Source organism: Enterovibrio nigricans DSM 22720, assembly GCF_900167155.1.
Taxonomy (GTDB): Bacteria; Pseudomonadota; Gammaproteobacteria; order Enterobacterales; family Vibrionaceae; genus Enterovibrio; species Enterovibrio nigricans.
Map to the genome: position 1 here is coordinate 1 of NZ_FUXU01000001.1, position 16519 is coordinate 16519.

The 16519-nt window shown below is 47.7% G+C and carries 16 protein-coding genes; 8 read left to right on the forward strand and 8 right to left on the reverse strand.

What is annotated here, in order from left to right; genetic code table 11:
• The 6 genes from B5D35_RS00005 to B5D35_RS00030 form a co-directional block, all read right to left on the reverse strand.
• Positions 1-152 (reverse strand): transposase (locus B5D35_RS00005; RefSeq protein ID WP_170915103.1); only part of this gene is annotated, 152 nt, incomplete at its 3' end.
• Positions 153-182: 30 nt separating this feature from the next.
• Positions 183-614, reverse strand: a complete 432-nt coding sequence (locus B5D35_RS00010) for a fimbria/pilus periplasmic chaperone (RefSeq protein WP_078750588.1) — start codon at positions 612-614, stop codon at positions 183-185.
• Positions 615-666: 52 nt separating this feature from the next.
• Positions 667-1188 (reverse strand): hypothetical protein, encoded by a 522-nt coding sequence (locus tag B5D35_RS00015; RefSeq protein ID WP_078750589.1) that lies wholly within the window; start codon positions 1186-1188, stop codon positions 667-669.
• A 226-nt stretch (positions 1189-1414) separates the two neighbouring features.
• The gene (locus B5D35_RS00020; protein ID WP_078750590.1) at positions 1415-2080 is read right to left on the reverse strand and encodes a helix-turn-helix transcriptional regulator; all 666 of its coding nucleotides are present in this window, start codon (positions 2078-2080) and stop codon (positions 1415-1417) included.
• A 184-nt stretch (positions 2081-2264) separates the two neighbouring features.
• Complete coding sequence (locus B5D35_RS00025) at positions 2265-3491, reverse strand: polyhydroxyalkanoate depolymerase (RefSeq protein WP_078750591.1); 1227 nt, start codon at positions 3489-3491, stop codon at positions 2265-2267.
• A 193-nt stretch (positions 3492-3684) separates the two neighbouring features.
• The gene (locus B5D35_RS00030) at positions 3685-4230 is read right to left on the reverse strand and encodes an SRPBCC family protein (RefSeq protein WP_078750592.1); all 546 of its coding nucleotides are present in this window, start codon (positions 4228-4230) and stop codon (positions 3685-3687) included.
• A 379-nt stretch (positions 4231-4609) separates the two neighbouring features.
• Here B5D35_RS00030 and dctP point away from each other — a divergent pair, with 379 nt between their 5' ends.
• The 8 genes from dctP to yjjX all read left to right on the forward strand — a co-directional run bounded on the left by dctP (position 4610) and on the right by yjjX (position 14171).
• Entirely contained in the window at positions 4610-6724 is a 2115-nt protein-coding gene (gene dctP / locus B5D35_RS00035) for a TRAP transporter substrate-binding protein DctP (protein ID WP_078750593.1), read from the forward strand.
• A gap of 5 nt (positions 6725-6729) precedes the next feature.
• The gene (locus tag B5D35_RS00040; protein ID WP_078750594.1) at positions 6730-9177 is read left to right on the forward strand and encodes a sensor histidine kinase; all 2448 of its coding nucleotides are present in this window, start codon (positions 6730-6732) and stop codon (positions 9175-9177) included.
• Complete coding sequence (locus B5D35_RS00045) at positions 9177-9554, forward strand: response regulator (RefSeq protein ID WP_078750595.1); 378 nt, start codon at positions 9177-9179, stop codon at positions 9552-9554. Before B5D35_RS00040 ends, B5D35_RS00045 begins: the two co-directional genes overlap by 1 nt.
• A 3-nt stretch (positions 9555-9557) precedes the next feature.
• Complete coding sequence (locus tag B5D35_RS00050) at positions 9558-11219, forward strand: diguanylate cyclase (protein WP_078750596.1); 1662 nt, start codon at positions 9558-9560, stop codon at positions 11217-11219.
• A gap of 134 nt (positions 11220-11353) precedes the next feature.
• A complete protein-coding gene (locus tag B5D35_RS00055; RefSeq protein WP_170915104.1) occupies positions 11354-11989 on the forward strand; it encodes a spondin domain-containing protein in 636 nt (211 codons plus the stop codon).
• A 13-nt stretch (positions 11990-12002) separates the two neighbouring features.
• Positions 12003-12665, forward strand: a complete 663-nt coding sequence (locus B5D35_RS00060; RefSeq protein WP_078750598.1) for a spondin domain-containing protein — start codon at positions 12003-12005, stop codon at positions 12663-12665.
• A 106-nt stretch (positions 12666-12771) separates the two neighbouring features.
• The gene (locus tag B5D35_RS00065) at positions 12772-13611 is read left to right on the forward strand and encodes a sterol desaturase family protein (protein WP_078750599.1); all 840 of its coding nucleotides are present in this window, start codon (positions 12772-12774) and stop codon (positions 13609-13611) included.
• Positions 13612-13628: 17 nt separating this feature from the next.
• A complete protein-coding gene (gene yjjX, locus B5D35_RS00070) occupies positions 13629-14171 on the forward strand; it encodes an inosine/xanthosine triphosphatase (RefSeq protein WP_078750600.1) in 543 nt (180 codons plus the stop codon).
• Positions 14172-14215: 44 nt separating this feature from the next.
• Here yjjX and trpR read toward each other — a convergent pair whose 3' ends face one another.
• A complete protein-coding gene (gene trpR, locus B5D35_RS00075; protein ID WP_078750601.1) occupies positions 14216-14509 on the reverse strand; it encodes a trp operon repressor in 294 nt (97 codons plus the stop codon).
• Positions 14510-14570: 61 nt separating this feature from the next.
• Positions 14571-16487 carry a murein transglycosylase gene (sltY, locus tag B5D35_RS00080; protein ID WP_244556463.1) on the reverse strand — a complete coding sequence of 639 codons (1917 nt, stop codon included), beginning with the start codon at positions 16485-16487 and terminating at the stop codon, positions 14571-14573.
• Between the last annotated feature and the right edge of the window lie 32 nt (positions 16488-16519).

Sequence of the window (16519 nt, forward strand, 5' to 3'; positions counted from 1 at the left end):
CTGAATCGGCGAGGTCTACCACGCTTGCCTTGTTTGTTTTGTTTCCACTCAGCTATCGTTTCCTCATCAATCCAAAAGGTCAGAGAACCACGGTTGATTAAGGCTTTGTTGTACTGCTTCCAGTTAGTTGTTTTGTAACGAGGTTTAGACATGAGACTACGACGATTGATGGGTGTAGCCGATCAGATCGTAGCTTCTAGATTTAGTTCCATCGATTTAAGCAACAAAGCCATTTTGATGCTGCTGTGCTTTTCATCATCTTTGATAGGTAGCTGGCTAAATACAACACGGTAGGATTTCGCCGACGTGAGCGGCGCTCCTAGGTATTTCACCTTCACCATTTGTGTTTTACCCGGCGGGATCAAGGCTTGTGGCGGGAACACAAAGAAATCATCCGTGTCTTTCAGTGTTTCTTCTTCATCGCCCACGATATTTCTCTCTTTCACTGAGATTTCAAGTGGGAGAGGCAAGCCTGTCGTGTTGTTTATCTGAAAGAATTGCTCGCTTTTCGCCCCATGGTCGGAGAAAAACGACACCATAGGCAGAAGTTCAAACGCTTGAGTGAACGGAGAAAACAGTAACAGGGCTAGCAATAAAGACCGAAAGATACGCATAACATCCTCAAAAGGGGCCCATGGGCCCCTTACTTAGAAACAATATTACGAATTAACGCGGGTAAAGTGACACGTACATTGACGTTTTGTACTCACCGGCTTTTTCCCAACCATTGATCACAGGTGTGATATTCAAGGTTTTGGTTTCGCTCAGATAACCTTCGGTGCTGTTGCTCACATCCATCGACGTTTCAATCGCATGGCTGTTAGAGGCATTTGTGGTGCCATCAATAACGGCACTTTCACCATTGAATGCCACTTTCAGTGGGATCACATCCACACCGTTTTCATTTTTGAACGCCTGCGCACCGACAACCAGCAAGCCTTTTGCATTGTCGTTGTTACACCACGCGTTGAATTTGAAATCACTGGTTTTCGCGTTGGTATTTTCAACGTCCAGCTCAAGTGTCTTTTCTTGCTTGGTGTGCATACGACAACGCTGTGGCACTTCACCTTTCAGGTTGACGAAAAACTGTGTTTGACCATCTTCACGAGCAGTGCTTGACCAGCCGTCTGCATATGCGCCTGTAGAACAAAGTAGGGCTAGCGCGATACCACCAATTACACGTTTCATATTGTTCTCCATTTTATTTATTGAGACTGACATGTCTTTACGGGAGAAATGTACGGTTTTCGCGCATTAATGGGTATCGACCACATGTCCAATTCGATGGCAGTAAAGGGACTAAATTAGGACTAGTGGTCGGAGGTCTTGTTCGGCTAGACAATGGCTTTTGGCTATGTCTGCTCTTTGGTTAGCGAAGCGACGTCTTTTGGTTAAGCGCTATCTTTGGGTTAGGTTAGGCTATGTCTTTAACAGGCGGGTCGACGTCTTCTTCCAACAAGAGAGTACTAAGTTGGTTGCGGCTGTGCTTACCTGTTTTCAGCAAGATGCTGGATACGTGACACTTGACCGTACTAGGGCTGAGGTGCAACTGCAGTGCGATGTCTTTGTTGCTTTTGCCTTGCAGTAGAAGAAGAAAGACTTGCTGCTCTCGGCTGGAGAGTGAAAACCGCGCGCCGAGCACATTCACCGAATGGCACGACATGCCACCCGCTTTCACTAAATGCTTCAGCGCCTGTGACATGGCATCGCGGCTGAACCACATCTGTCCTGCCGCAATGGTGCGCATCGCCCTTGGCAGCATTTCTAGCGTATACGGCGACACAATCAACCCTGAGAACCCCAGAGAAATTAACCCCGCGACGCTTTCTTCATCCACCGGATTGCCATTGACAATCAACCACTCCCCTCCGCGCTCATAGGGAGAAATCAGCAGCGACGAGGGATTCCCCAAGGTGCCCTTATCGAAAATGACAACGTCATCATCTTGCAGGCTCCACAGCGCATCCACACCCTGACTTTCACAAAAACGGTAGTGTGTAAAAATGGACGACAAAATCGATTTAATTACCGCTGACCAGTCGTCATTAAGCGATACGATATAAACACTTTTTGTGCTCATACATTTAAACATTCTTGAAATTCAACATACTCGGGTGCTTTATATACCCTCAATTCCAAAAAATTTCTAGCACGATTAACTCACACTAAGATTTCACTCAGTTACCACCCAGCAACAAGATGGTGGTATCAACATCATTAGAATCATAAAGATAACGATACGAAAAGATTAAGCGACACGCACTTTACGTGCGTTCATATTTTTTTATGAAAGCTTTGATTTTAGGTGCGATGTGTTCTCGATAACGCCGACCGTTAAAAATCCCATAATGCCCAACGCCTTGTTGTTCATAATGCACCTTCTTGGTTTTTCTCAACTTGGTACACAAGTCCAACGCCGCGGCTGTTTGCCCACGCCCAGTGATGTCATCGAACTCGCCTTCAACCGTCATGAGGGCGGTTGTTGTTATCGCGTTGAGATCAACCTGTTGACCACGGTATTGCAAGGTGCCACTTGGGAGTTTGTGTTCGAGAAACACTTTTCGAATGGTGTCGAGATAGTAGTGCGCGGGCAAGTCCATTACCGCGAGGTATTCGTTGTAGAATTTCCGGTGCGCCTCGGCGTTGTCACCATCGCCTTTGACCAAGTCTCCGAAAAATTTAAAATGCTTCTGCACGTGTGTATCTAGGTTCATCGACATAAAACCGGACAGTTGAACAAACCCGGGATAAACAAGCTGACCGACGCCGCTATATTGATCAGGCACGGTGCAAATCACATTGGACTCAAACCATTCCAGGTCTTTACCACTGGCATAATCGTTCACTTCCGTTGGATTAATGCGAGTATCAATTGGCCCCCCCATTAACGTCATGGACGTTGGCGTGGCAGGGTTGTTTTGCGCTGACATCAGCGCCGTAGCAACCATCAGTGGCACACAAGGCTGACAAACCGCGATAGTGTGCGTATCTGGACCCAGCATTTCTAAAAACTCAATCAGGTAATCCACGTAGTCGTCAAAATGGAACTCGCCGTTACTTAGCGGTACATCACGGGCATTGCGCCAATCCGTCACATAGACATCATGGTCGGGAAGAAACTCTCGAATCGTACCGCGAAGCAAGGTCGCAAAGTGCCCGGACAGTGGTGCCACAAATAGCACTTTGGGTTGATTCGGTTGTGCTTTACTGCGCCTAAAATGCAGAAGATTACAAAATGGCTTGTTCGCGATGACATTGTACTGAATCGCCAATTTCTCGCCCTTGATGATGGTTTCATCCAATCCCCAAGAGGGCTCGTCATAGCAATCAGTCAGTCTTTCCATAAGCTCCATGGATGCATTGACGGTTCTTGAAGCGGGCGTAAATCGCATGCAATTCCACGGCGCAGAGTTAAAATCCCTGACGAATTTAACCCAGCTATTCAAAGGTTTAATGGATTCCATATAAGTGGCGTTGAGTTGGTAAAGCATCGACTGGCCCTTATTGTTATGACATTGAATTATGAAGCCAAGAAGGTGCGACCTTCTTTCAACATACTAGACCAGAATCAGTACGTGACAGGAAAAGGGGAAAAAGAGGGGTAATACGGCGTGGCGGCCATATCAAGTAATTGAGGGCAAACGCGTTAACAACACGGCCCTCACATTACGTATGTCGAAAGCCTTAGTTTTCCATGAGCGCTTTCAGGTTTCGAAGCCCCAGTTGATACAACCCTGATATGGCCTCGATAGCTGCCTTGTCGTTAAGGTTTTCTGGCGGATCGTTATTCGGATCACCACGGTAAAAACCCGCCTTCCACGTCACCACGCTTTTATCACCATCCGGTGTGACTTTCAGCGTCGATTGATAGTTAGTCACTGGCAACAATGCGGTGTTGTCTTTGGTGATTTTGTATTTGAGCATCATGCCCGCTGCATCATATTTTTTAATTTCTTCTGTCACGGACTGATCGCCGACATGAACGACACGCTCAGCCCCTTTTTGATCAGGTTCGCCTGATATCATTTCAACGCTAGAAACTGGCGGCAGCCAGCTCAGGCTGTCAAACGCCCCGACGGTTTTCCAAACCTTATCAGCAGGCGCATCAATGGTAATCACCTCCTGCACCTTTAACCTAGACGGGCCGTGGGCATTTACCGTAAATGCCACCAGCAAACCTGCTGCAAACAGCAAACTCCCCGACAACGTCTTAAACACATTGCTAAGCATAAAAAAGTACTCCTTAACTTCAACGATCCTCGCAGTGTTTATATATGGCCTTGTTCACGAACAAAAACGCTCAGGAGAAAAACTCTTTTCCATTCCGTCCATGTATTCGCTAACCACATGAATAGGCAGCAATAAGCCAATTCTTGGATTTACATTAGAAGAACTTTTAAGCGCAACGCGTGCTTTCTTCGAGAAACGGCATTTTTCCCATTAAGGATCTTCACTGGCAAAACTACCGTCTCATTTCTAATATTTTTATAGCCCCTACCCAATTGATATCGCGAGTAAAGGGATTACGAAAGCGCAGCGATATACCCAACCACCTGAAAATGCTTGGGTATAAGACTGTGCCTTCAAAACAAAATTAGGGAACAAATCGATGAAACACCTGTTGATGAGTTTGATACTTTTGTTCAGCCTACTGGGCTGTGATTCAAAGGAAATTAGCAGTACAGACACGAAAACTGCCACAGACTCACCCTACACATACACATTCACTCTGGTGCTGTGTATGTCTTCCTCTGGTGCGGAATACCAAGCCGCAACGCGGTTTGCCGAGCTAGTAGAAAAACGCACCGAAGGTCAGGTGCTCATTGAGATCGAACAGAATTCTACCCAGCGAGCAGAGAGGGAAATCATCGCTGGTGTTCAAAAAGGCACGATCGATTTTGCAATCATTCCTTCGGCGCGATTGTCCTATATTGCCCCCGATTTACAGCTGTTTGATTTGCCTTTTTTCTTTAAAGACATTCACGCTGTCAATCGTGTCTATACCAGTTCTGCGGGCAAACTGCTTTTGTCCAAACTCGATATTCAGGGATTGGTGGGACTGGCATTTTGGCATGGCGGCTTCAAACAACTCATTTCTACCCACCCTATTTCATCGCCTGAAGAACTAAAAGACCAAAGATTCAAAGTGCTTGAAAGCTCTTTGCTGAAAGACCAATTTAACCGCTGGGGAGCACTTTCATTTAGCATTGGTGAACCAAAAACGTTAATGGCGTACGAAAATGGGGTCATTGATGGGGAAGAGAACACACTGCGAAATGCAGTAAAAAGGCTGCCTGATAACGCACACATCACAATGACCAATCACGGCTACCTTTCGCTCATCATGACCATGTCATTGAAAACGTTTGAGTCCATTCCTCAAGACTTCCAGAACGTTATAAAAAATGCGGCCGTTGATGCAACAACCTACCAGCATCAACTGGCAGAACAAAAAAGCCAAGACGCTCGCCTCGCGCTTCCCCATTCCGCCACAGTGATGGAGTCCCCCCCTGCTTTTGAACAATGGCTAAGACAACAATCCTCAACCTTACTTGAGTATTACCGCATGCGTCTTGGCACTGAATTGGTAGAGCAGGTACTTCAGGCAAAAGAAAACTGGCAAGACCCTCGTCCCGAGAAATTACTCGTCGCGCTAGATGCCGACATGAGTGGCAATTCGGCCCTATCAGGCCTCGCGATTCGTCGCGGAATTGAACTCGCCATTGAGGAAATAAACAAAAATGGCGGATTATTGGGAAAAGAGGTCGCATTAGTAGCCAGAGACAATTCGATGATCCCTTCTCGTGGCCTCGACAATCTGGAGATATTCACCAATCTCCCTAACTTGTTGGCCGTGTTCAGTGGGATCAGCAGCCCTGTCGTCTTAGCCGAACTTGATTATTTGCATAAAAATAAAACCTTAATGCTAATACCCTGGGCAGCAGCTACACCCATCGTGTCAAACAAGCATTCTCCCAACTATGTTTTTCGTGTGTCGGTACGAGACGAGTATGCCGCAGACTTCCTGCTCGATGGCGCTCTGGAGGTATCCCAAAACGTGGGATTTCTACTGGTCAACAATGGTTGGGGCCGTAGCAACTACAACGGTTTGGAAAAATCGATGAAACAGCGGAAACTTCCCCTCCCCCACGTAGAATGGTTCGATTGGGGAGAGCGTGACTTTAAGGGGAAAATTGACGCGCTGGTGAAAAGAAACGTAGAGGTGATTATTTTTGTGGGTAATCAGGTAGAAGGCGGAAAATTTGTTCAAGCAATGGCAAAACTTGATACCCCCCCTGTCGTTGTTTCTCATTGGGGAATTACCGGCAGCAACTTTGCAGAAAAAAGCCGACGCGCATTGGAAAAGGTGGATCTCCGCGTCCTCCAAACCTTCAGTTTTATCAACAAAAACAACCCAACGGCAGATAAGCTCGTTACCCGCTACCATGACCGCTACAACACAAAACACAAAACGGATATTGTCGCCCCATCCGGCACAGCGCACGCCTATGACCTGATGCACATGTTAGCGATAGCAACGGAGAAAGCAGGAAAAGCCGAGATGCCACTGATCAGAGAAGAACTGCAGCAGATAGAGCAATTTCAAGGTGTAATGAAAAACTACCACCGTCCTTTCTCGGGTAAACACCAAGATGCACTCGATCGCTCAGACTATATCTTTGCTACGTATCACGACAATGCGCTTCACCCTTTAAAGGACTAATTGTTATGACAAAAACAAAAAGTCTCGCGAACCATTTTTCCGCTTCCATTTTGTCATTGTTGTTTGGCTTTTTTCTCTTTGTTATCGCCGCAACATCCATCATGCAATTTGAACGTCTCGAAGCGCAATTGAGAGAAGAGCTTCACGTAGAAGCATTTAATAAGCTTAATCTCATCAATGTCGAGCTGAACTCGCTCCGCCAAATCGTGACCAGGATGGCGTCTAGCCAACTGTCAATCAATGGTCTTATTGACCTGAGCCACACGTATTTTCATCACGCGCTGGATGATATTACGCACTTAACGGCTGTGAGTGACGCCCAAGCCTTCGACTATGCGGGCGAGCCACTGTTCGGGGACTATCACGCGCCACCAGCGTGGTATAACGCATCGCTCGTCAACGAAACACTGTCAACGGGTCAGGGCACCGTGTTGTTTATAAACGGGGACTTTTTCATTGTTGAGCCCATCATGTACTACGGCTCGCTTCAAGGTGGTGTTATCGCAAGCGTCAGTGCTGAAGAGTTGATCAAGCGGGTGTTCGATAACCCTCGCTATTCTTATTCCGTCTCTTTTGGTAACCACTGGAAATACTCTAACGTCAATAGCCGTTCAGACGGGGTCACACGGACTATGGTGGCACCAGATAACATGCATATTAGCGCGTTTAATACGTCAATATCGCTGATTGAACCCTATTCCTATCTGCTTAAAGGGATATACCCGTGGCTCATAAGCTTCATTGTGCTTGGCATGATTGGGTTACTGCCCGTTATCTTCATTGCGCGGCGTATTGGATTAAAAATGGCTAGGCCCATAACCACGCTTGCTCACAACGTTTCAGAGGGTAACTATCCAATCATCTCCACCTCAAACGCCAATGAAATGGAAGAGCTAACGATGGCGTTTAATCTCGCGCATGGCCAAATCGTTGACGCAAATAAAACCCGAGTTGAAACAGAGCGATTATCCGGGGAGAGCCGTCTGCTAGCCATTGTCGATACTGTCGCCGACGGCATCATTACCATAACCAAGCAAGGGCACATAGCGACATTTAACCCTGCAGCAGAGGCCCTATTTGGCTACAAAAGGCATGAGGTCATTGGAAAGAAGGTCAACATTCTAATGACCGAAAGCGATTCTGATTCACACGATAACTATCTGAGCAATTACCTTGGTGGCAGGCCCGCTCAAATCATAGGCGTTGGGCGCGAGGTGATTGCCAAACGCAGTGATGGCAGCACCTTCCCCGCCGACCTCTCCATCAGTGAAATGCATGTTGCTGGTGAAAGGATGTTCACTGGCATCATTCGAGACATTACCCAGCGCAAAAAAGATCAACAGCTTAAACGCGAATTCATCGCGACAGTCAGCCATGAACTGAGAACACCACTTACCTCTATTCGAGGCGCATTGGGGCTGATTATTGGAAAATTTGACGGGCAGTTTCCCGCGCAAGGTAAAAAAATGCTGACCATGGCACTTCGTAATTGCGAACGGCTCACATTGTTAATTAATGACATTTTGGACATTGAAAAGCTGCAGTCCGAACAGATGTCATTGAACCTTACAGAAACAAATTTAAATTCCATCATTCGACGTTCAATTGAAGACAACGAGGGCTACGCCAAGCATCACGAGGTCACGCTTTGCTATTTACCTGGACCTACAGGCGCCTTTGTAAATGCAGATCCTGGACGCCTTCAACAGGTGATGGCAAACCTTTTATCAAATGCCATCAAGTACTCCGAAAAAGGCGAGAATGTGACGATTTCTCTGCGGCGGCAAAACGATTTTTATCGTGTCGATGTCTGCGATAACGGGACTGGAATTCCAACCGAATTTCACGATCGAATCTTCGAGCGTTTCTCTCAAGCAGATAGCTCAGATACTCGTAAGCGAGGCGGAACAGGGTTGGGCCTTGCGATATCCCGAACCATCATAGAAAACCATCGTGGCGAGATTAATTTTTTCTCTACAGTGGGCCAAGGCAGTACTTTCTTCTTCACATTGCCGGTGTACGCGGCTGAGACCGCAACTCTTCCAACAAACATTCCTGTGGTTCAGTCTGAGGATAAAAAACCGTCAGAACGTTATCAGGCATTGTATATCGATGCTGACAACGCCCTGTTTCACGACATCAACAAGGCGTTGTCTGGCTTTTGCAATATGGTGTATGCCCCATCAATAGAAGCGGCCAAGGCCGCATTAAGCAATCAGACGTTCGACCTGATCATGATGGATTGGCAACTCAACGGACAGGACATTCCCGCGTTTCTGTATGAGGATAGGGTTTCGCAAACCAATATCATTCTTCTTAGTAACGACCCCCCTGATTTTTTCCTTCCCGAACACATTTCCACTATGCATCAAAAGTCTCAACTGAACATCAATGCGCTTAAATCAGAAGTGCGTCTTATACTTAAGAACAGAAACATACGAGAGGCGATGTAATGGGAAAGCCAATTACCGTGCTTTACGTTGAAGATGACGAAGACATTCGTGCCATTGCCGAAATGGCGCTGGAAGACGATAACTTCTTCCTCATGAGTTGCTCATCGGGGGAAGAGGCATTGGAAAAAGCAGCACTGTCTGATCCCGACTTGCTGTTATTGGACGTCATGATGCCGGGAATGGATGGTCCCACAACATTAAATCACTTACGTCAGATACCGCATATTACGTCGACGCCTGTGATTTTCATGACAGCAAAAGTTCAGCCAACGGAAGTCAAAGCCTATTTGGAATGCGGCGCACTCGGTGTGATAAGCAAGCCGTTTGACCCTATGGGTTTAGCCGACGAGATTAAAACCATATTGAAAAAGGCGTAGTTTATGAAGCCATCTCAAATTCAAAAGTTCCAAGAGCAACAACGCAGATTTTCAGACGGTGTCGGTAAACGTATCCAAAAGCTGAGTCTGTTATGGGACGCCATTCAACGCGCACCTGATGTTCAACTCATTGAGCTCGAAGACATGATCCTTGAGGCGCATAAACTTGCCGGCACAGCAACAACACTAGGGTTTATTGATTTAGGAGAACGCGGTCGAGACATCGAGATCCTGTTGCGCCCTTTTTTGGAGGAAAAGCAACTTCCAAAAGGTGATGAGATTATCGACGAGATAGTCAATAGCTTAGCAAGCGTCGCAACGATTGAACCCAAACGCCCTGAAGACATGACCTACGGCGAGGTCACGCTGCTACACGAAGAGGGCCGCTCAAAGCAACTGGTGTATGTCGCTGCTGATAATCTCGACGAAACCAAAGAAATGGTCGAACAGCTTGAGTTCATTGACTATGAGGTGCTGTCCTTCGACACCCCTGACGCGTTGAAAGACGCGCTGAATAAAGAATCGCCTTCTGTGATGATTGTCGATATCAATACGTTCGATTTGTTAGACCAGATCTCAACATTCTGGCGTAAAGAAAGTGGCGTTCCTCTCATTATGCTCTGTGCCAGCGAATGCTGGGAAAGTCGCTTGCACGCGGCACGTGCTGGCGCATATGCCTTTTTCCAAAAGCCGGTAGAGCATGACGATATCCTTGGGGTATTCGATAACCTTTGGGAGAACAACAACGCGCAGTACCGCGTCCTGATTGTCGAAGATGAGCGCATGCTCGCCGAACATTACTCAGTCATCCTTCAAGGGGCAGGCATGAAAACTGCCATGCTTGATGATACGGAACATCTACTTGACGAGCTGGGTGAATTCCATCCAGATTTAGTCTTGATGGATCTGTACATGCCCAACTATTCCGGCGTAGAAGCTGCTAGTGTGATTCGTCAGCACAATGCTCACACGAATCTCCCAATCGTGTATTTGTCCGGTGAAACCGATTTGAAGATGCAGATGCAGGCTTTGCAAGTAGGCGCCGATGATTTCCTGACCAAGCCCATCAACGACTTGCATTTGACGCAGGCCGTTTCGATTCGCGCTAAACGCTTCAGACAACTCAGCGCCCTGATGGACAGAGACAGCCTGACAGGCTTGCTCAATCACTCTAATTTCAAGGTAGAACTGGATAGAGAGCTCTCTCGCGCCAAGCGCCATGACTCTCAGGTGAGCTTTGTGATGATTGACATCGACCACTTCAAATCAGTCAATGACAAGTACGGCCACCCAGTGGGTGATAAAGTCATTAAAGGTGTTGCCCGCTTGCTGAACTACCGCTTCCGAAAAACCGATACAGCGGCGCGTTATGGCGGTGAGGAATTTGCGTTAATTCTGCCTGACACTCCCGCTGACATTGCGCTTAGACTCATTGACGAATTCCGCCTGACGTTCTCTAAAACGCCTTTTTCTAATGGGCCTGAGACGTTTTACGCAACATTAAGTGCCGGTGTTGCAACCTTCCCAGAGTTTCAATCTATCGAGTCCATCATTGAAGCGGCTGACTCGTCCCTTTATCTGGCTAAAGAAAAAGGGAGGAACCGGGTCGTTACCCATGTCGAGCTGGACTTCAATATCGACGGAGAACAAAAGAACTCTGCGTGAGGCCTGAGGGTGTGAGGGTTTTGCGAGAAAGTTGATAGAAAATCGCGACGGGATTGCCATGTTTGCCTCCCATGCTAAAGGCTGATACCTCAAAGCATGGAGCAATACATGAAAAATTACTGCTTGGCGTAACGATGGCGACCGCGTTTTCTGCGGGCGCAGCAACAATCGACGTCAATATCACTAACGCAACTGACGGCATTTATTTCACCCCTCTTTTAGTTGCGGCGCACAGCGATGACGTTTATCTCTTTCGTACTGGTGAAGCGGCGTCTGCTGACGTTGAAGCCATGGCCGAAGGGGGAGATATCGCGGGCCTAACAGCACTCGCTGAAGGTGAAGGTGCCAGCGTTTCAGCCAACCCAGCGGGTGGTATTCTCAACCCCGGCGCCTCGACATCCACAACCCTTCACGCCGAACATGGTGATGTCCTTTCTATCGCGGCAATGCTTCTGCCTTCAAACGATGCTTTTGTTGGTGTAGACAGCTGGAAAATCCCGAAAAAACGCGGCAAATATGTAATCAAAGCCAACGGCTATGATGCAGGCACAGAAGCGAATGATGAACTCACTGGTAGCGTTCCTACGCCGCCGTTTATCAACTTCGGTACAGGCGGAACGGGCGTAGATGCTGACGTCGCTAACGATGTGGTGCACATCCATCCCGGGAACCTAGGTGATACCGACACAGACGGTGGCATCAGCGACTTTGACAGCACCAAACATCGTTGGTTAAACCCTGTTGCCATCATCACTGTGACAGTACGTTAAGGGAGGTAGCACCATGTTTCGCTTATCTCTCGTGGGGTTAACGGCGTTATTTTTAGTCGGTTGCCCCTTCCAAAAAGAATACACAGTCACGGTTGAAAATCTCACCGCGGCACAACCTATGTCGCCCATCACTCTGCTCACTCACAGAAAGAACTTTGATCTTTTTGACGTCGGCCAACCTGTGTCAGTGGCATTGGAAAAACTCGCAGAAGGTGGCGACAACAGTGACGTACTGAATTATCGCCACAATCGTCGCGTCGAGAATACATTATCAGGCGCAGCACCATTGTTGCCTGGCACCTCGGAGAGCTTTACGGTTTACGTCAACCACCGTAAAACCCGCTTTCTGTCCTTTGCATCTATGCTGGTGAACACCAACGATGCATTGGTTGCGGAAGCAGATATTCGCATCAATAAACTCCGCCCAGGCCAAAGCATCACCGTCACCGTACCAGTGTGGGATGCTGGAACGGAAGCAAATACCGAATCGGCAAGTACCATTCCAGACCCAGCTGGCGGAGGGGTTGGCTTCAACGCTGAACGTGATGATGTCAATCGTATTCGCATTCATCCGGGAGTGCTCTCAGCCGATGAAGGCTTGGAAACATCCGCATTGGAATATCGCCATCGCTTCCTCAACCCCGGAGCAAAAATCACCATTAAACGTGTTTGGTAGGTTTCCTCATTTCAGTGCGTCCATGGTTTCAACGGGGCGCACTGCCCTCTCTCACCCTTCTGTTATGTTAAGCTAGCATGGAGACTCACGACACGCAGGAGCAAACGTGCTGGAATATATCGAATCCAGAGAAACGGTTTTCCGACTACTGGCTTTTTTTTCCCTTTTTGGTGTCATGGCGCTGGCAGAATGGCTATTCCCGAAAAGGCTGCTGACGGTCAAAAAAGCAAAGCGCTGGTTTAATAATATCTCACTCATGATGCTAAACACGCTGGCGGTTCGCCTCGTGTTTCCGATTGCTGCTGCCGGTTTCGCCGCGTGGTGCGCGTCAAGGGGAATGGGACTTTTCAACCTAATCTCTGTTCCCATATGGGTAGCCATTATTCTTTCCATCGTCGCGCTCGATGGCATCATTTGGCTTCAACATCGGTTGTTTCACAAAATCCCGATGCTATGGCGATTACATGCCGTTCATCACGCAGACAAAGATCTCGACGTGACATCTGGCGCACGGTTTCACACCCTTGAAATCCTGCTCTCAATGGTGATTAAATTTTTTGCCATTGCACTGCTCGGCGCACCTGCCGTAGCGGTGATCCTGTTTGAAGTCATCCTTAGCGGTATGGCACTGTTTAATCATAGCAATGTTGCCATTCCCACATCGATTGATCGATGGTTGCGCGTCGTTGTCGTCACACCGGATATGCACCGCATTCATCACTCCGTTCATCGTCACGAAAGTGATACGAATTTTGGCTTTAATCTCGCGATTTGGGACCGTTTATTTCACACTTACAAGGACAAACCCGAAGAAGGGCATTATGCGATGGCCATTGGCATTTCATCACATCGAGAGGACAAACAGGTTGTTTGGTTACCCGGGTTGCTCACCCTTCCGTTTAAACTCTTTCAACGCCCGCCAAACAAAACAAAGCGCTCACACTAGAAAGGATAATAACAACAATGACTAAAGTGATTGTCACGTCACTCAACCCTGCCAAAATTTCAGCTGTCGAAGCAGCCTTTAAGGAAGTTTTTCCGGATAACGACATGATATTCGAGGGAATATCCGTTTCCAGTGACGTCGCGGATCAACCCATGACCAGCGAAGAAACACTGGCTGGCGCAAGAAACCGTATTCGAAATGCAAAGAAAGTGGTGGATGGAAACTTCTACGTCGGTGTCGAAGCCGGCATTGATGGCCACTATACCTTTGCGTGGATGGTGATTGAGTCTACAGAGCGTGTCGGTGAGTCGCGTTCTGCGTCCGTTCCTTTGCCGCCTCAGGCACTTGAGGCATTGAAAACAGGCAAAGAGCTTGGCGATGTGATGGACGACATGTTTAACGAACAAAACGTGAAGCAAAAGGGCGGCGCCATTGGCATGTTAACGGGCCATCTACTCACCCGCAGCTCGGTGTACCATCAGGCTCTGATTCTGGCCTTAATCCCGTTTATCAATCCAAGCCTGTTTCCGGTTGAGTCACCGCCGCCACAAGCTTACTAACATCAGAAACAAAGAAGGCCAGCTTTCGCTGGCCTTCTTTGTTGTTACTTTTCGAGCAGTTTCATCAGCCACGCTTTTTGATCATCATCCAACTGTTTGATCTCGTTAGATCCGCGTGTGATGGTCGCAATACCCACGCCCAGCATTTGGCTGAGTTGGCGTTGGCTAACCTCTCCTTTCAACAACTCATTGACGATATTCACTCGCGCAATAAGTGCGGTTCTTTCATCTTGCGTTAGCAGCATTTTTAGAAGTTCTGCTTCTCGCCCTGAATCAATGGCTTTGTGAATCAAATCCAGCACGTCTTGCCAGTCAGAATACTCTGGCGAATTTTGCATACTAACCTCGAACTCGAATTTTCTCTGCCGCATTTTACTCAGAGCACGTCAGCGGCTCAATCTAATAGCGTCGCTGCATCTCACTGTCGTGCAGAAACTGCAAAGGCATACCTAACAGCTTGCGATAGTATATGTCATACATCAGCACATTCTGTACATAGCCTCTCGTTTCCCGAAATGGGATGGCTTCAATAAATGCTATCGCATCAAGATTGCCATCAGATTCCTTAAGCCACTTGCTCGCACGGTGAGGCCCTGCATTGTACGCTGCAAACGCCAGAATTCGGTTCTCATCAAACTGATCGAGCAGCATTCGAAGATAACCACTACCCAGTCGAATATTGATCCCCGGATCGCTCAGTGTACTTTTACCCAGATAACGAAAACCCAGCTTTTTCGACGTTTCTTTGGCCGTCGCAGGCATCAATTGCATCAGTCCTCGTGCGCCAACGGGTGATACCGCATTGGTGTAAAACGCACTTTCCTGACGCGACAGAGCTAGCAAGGTCGTCAACGGCAAATCGCGTTCTTTACTGAAAAATTCAAACCACCAGCGGTGTGCAACTGGGAAACGGTACTCTAAGTGGCCCCACATTTTTCCTGAAATGGTGGCCTGTACTGACAGGTGATACCACTTGCTGTCAGTCGCGAATGCCGCCAGCATGGCTTTTTCCTCAGGTTCAGCCTGACGCAGTAAGTACTGCCATTCACGTTTAGCAGCCGTAACCTTGTCCAGCGCGAGCAATTCACTGACCCTTGATAGCGCAGGACGGAAGGGTTGAAGCGTCTCAATATTCAACGGCGTTGTTTGATAAGGAATATCAATTGGTGCACCGAGGTGCATGGCGGCAGCAACTGAATAAAAATTTCGCTCTCCCAACAGTGCCGTAAATTGCGCTCTGGTGGCATCACTCCCCTGCTGTTCTTGAGTAATCCGGGCCTGCCAATAACGCCACTTTATTTTGTCCTGTTCTTTTTCAGACATGGCACTCAACCAATGTGCCATCTCTTTCCAGTTATCTTCCACTAACGCCACGCGAAAACGACGCTCTAACAATGACTGATTTGCCGTTTGGTTTAACCAGTGATCACGCCATTTTTTCAGTGCCGATTTGTCTGTCGACATCAAGCGACTCGCTACGTAGTCCGCCATTTCCTGCCGCTCATATTGGTCGTAATGCTGACCGTCGATCGTGCGCTTATACTGTTTAACCGCCTCGCTGACATTCATGCGTGCCAAACGCTCATAGGCCAGACGCGTCAATCGTTGATTGAACGATGTGACCTTACTTTTTTTAGAGAATGCTGCTACATCACGAGGGTTATCATACAAGGCAAGCAGTTGCTTTCCCTGCTTCGCTGCGTCTCCGGTTAACTGCTTTTGCAGATAGCGCATCAACGAGCGATTTCGTTTATCAAACGCCAATAACATGCGATCTAGGATGAGCGCATTATTGAGCTTTCCGCTTTTGTCCAGCACATCAAACAGTTTGTCACAGGCACTGTCGACTGAACTTCCTGACAAATAGAGGGATTTCGCACCAGAATACGCAAGTGCCTTATCACCCGCTTGACTGTGGGCATAATAATAATGGCATTGATATCTTTCGCCTCGGGGCACTTCAAGCTGAAAAGCTAACAACGATTTCCACTGACGCTTGTTCGCCAATGTATCGATATAGCGTCCCCGAACGGTGCCAATAAACGGTAAATCGTCATACGTTGTTAGAAAAGCATCCAGCTCTTTCTTATTGGCGCTGCTTAATGAACGTGTGAATTCGCGATACGCCAAATAAGGGTAGAGGGGGTAATCTTCCAATTGCTTCTTAAGCGTGTTGAACGTTCTCGTGTCATTACGTTTGATCGCATCGACCGCTTCTTCGTATTTCGTTCTTTGATCATCCAGGCTCAACGCAAAACTGCTCGTTGCCTGAACCGAAACTAACGCTGCAAAACACACACTGATTATACGACGCATACCAACGGCCGACTTTTTACAGGCTTTTGTAA

Coding starts and splice junctions, on each gene's coding strand:
- B5D35_RS00020 (WP_078750590.1), bottom strand. CDS start 2,080: ATGAGCACAAAAAGTGTTTATATCGTATCGCTTAATGACGACTGGTCA.
- trpR (WP_078750601.1), bottom strand. CDS start 14,509: ATGCAAAATTCGCCAGAGTATTCTGACTGGCAAGACGTGCTGGATTTG.
- B5D35_RS00055 (WP_170915104.1), top strand. CDS start 11,354: ATGGCGACCGCGTTTTCTGCGGGCGCAGCAACAATCGACGTCAATATC.
- B5D35_RS00015 (WP_078750589.1), bottom strand. CDS start 1,188: ATGAAACGTGTAATTGGTGGTATCGCGCTAGCCCTACTTTGTTCTACA.
- B5D35_RS00045 (WP_078750595.1), top strand. CDS start 9,177: ATGGGAAAGCCAATTACCGTGCTTTACGTTGAAGATGACGAAGACATT.
- B5D35_RS00050 (WP_078750596.1), top strand. CDS start 9,558: ATGAAGCCATCTCAAATTCAAAAGTTCCAAGAGCAACAACGCAGATTT.
- B5D35_RS00040 (WP_078750594.1), top strand. CDS start 6,730: ATGACAAAAACAAAAAGTCTCGCGAACCATTTTTCCGCTTCCATTTTG.
- B5D35_RS00025 (WP_078750591.1), bottom strand. CDS start 3,491: ATGCTTTACCAACTCAACGCCACTTATATGGAATCCATTAAACCTTTG.
- B5D35_RS00010 (WP_078750588.1), bottom strand. CDS start 614: ATGCGTATCTTTCGGTCTTTATTGCTAGCCCTGTTACTGTTTTCTCCG.
- yjjX (WP_078750600.1), top strand. CDS start 13,629: ATGACTAAAGTGATTGTCACGTCACTCAACCCTGCCAAAATTTCAGCT.
- B5D35_RS00060 (WP_078750598.1), top strand. CDS start 12,003: ATGTTTCGCTTATCTCTCGTGGGGTTAACGGCGTTATTTTTAGTCGGT.
- dctP (WP_078750593.1), top strand. CDS start 4,610: ATGAAACACCTGTTGATGAGTTTGATACTTTTGTTCAGCCTACTGGGC.
- B5D35_RS00030 (WP_078750592.1), bottom strand. CDS start 4,230: ATGCTTAGCAATGTGTTTAAGACGTTGTCGGGGAGTTTGCTGTTTGCA.
- sltY (WP_244556463.1), bottom strand. CDS start 16,487: ATGCGTCGTATAATCAGTGTGTGTTTTGCAGCGTTAGTTTCGGTTCAG.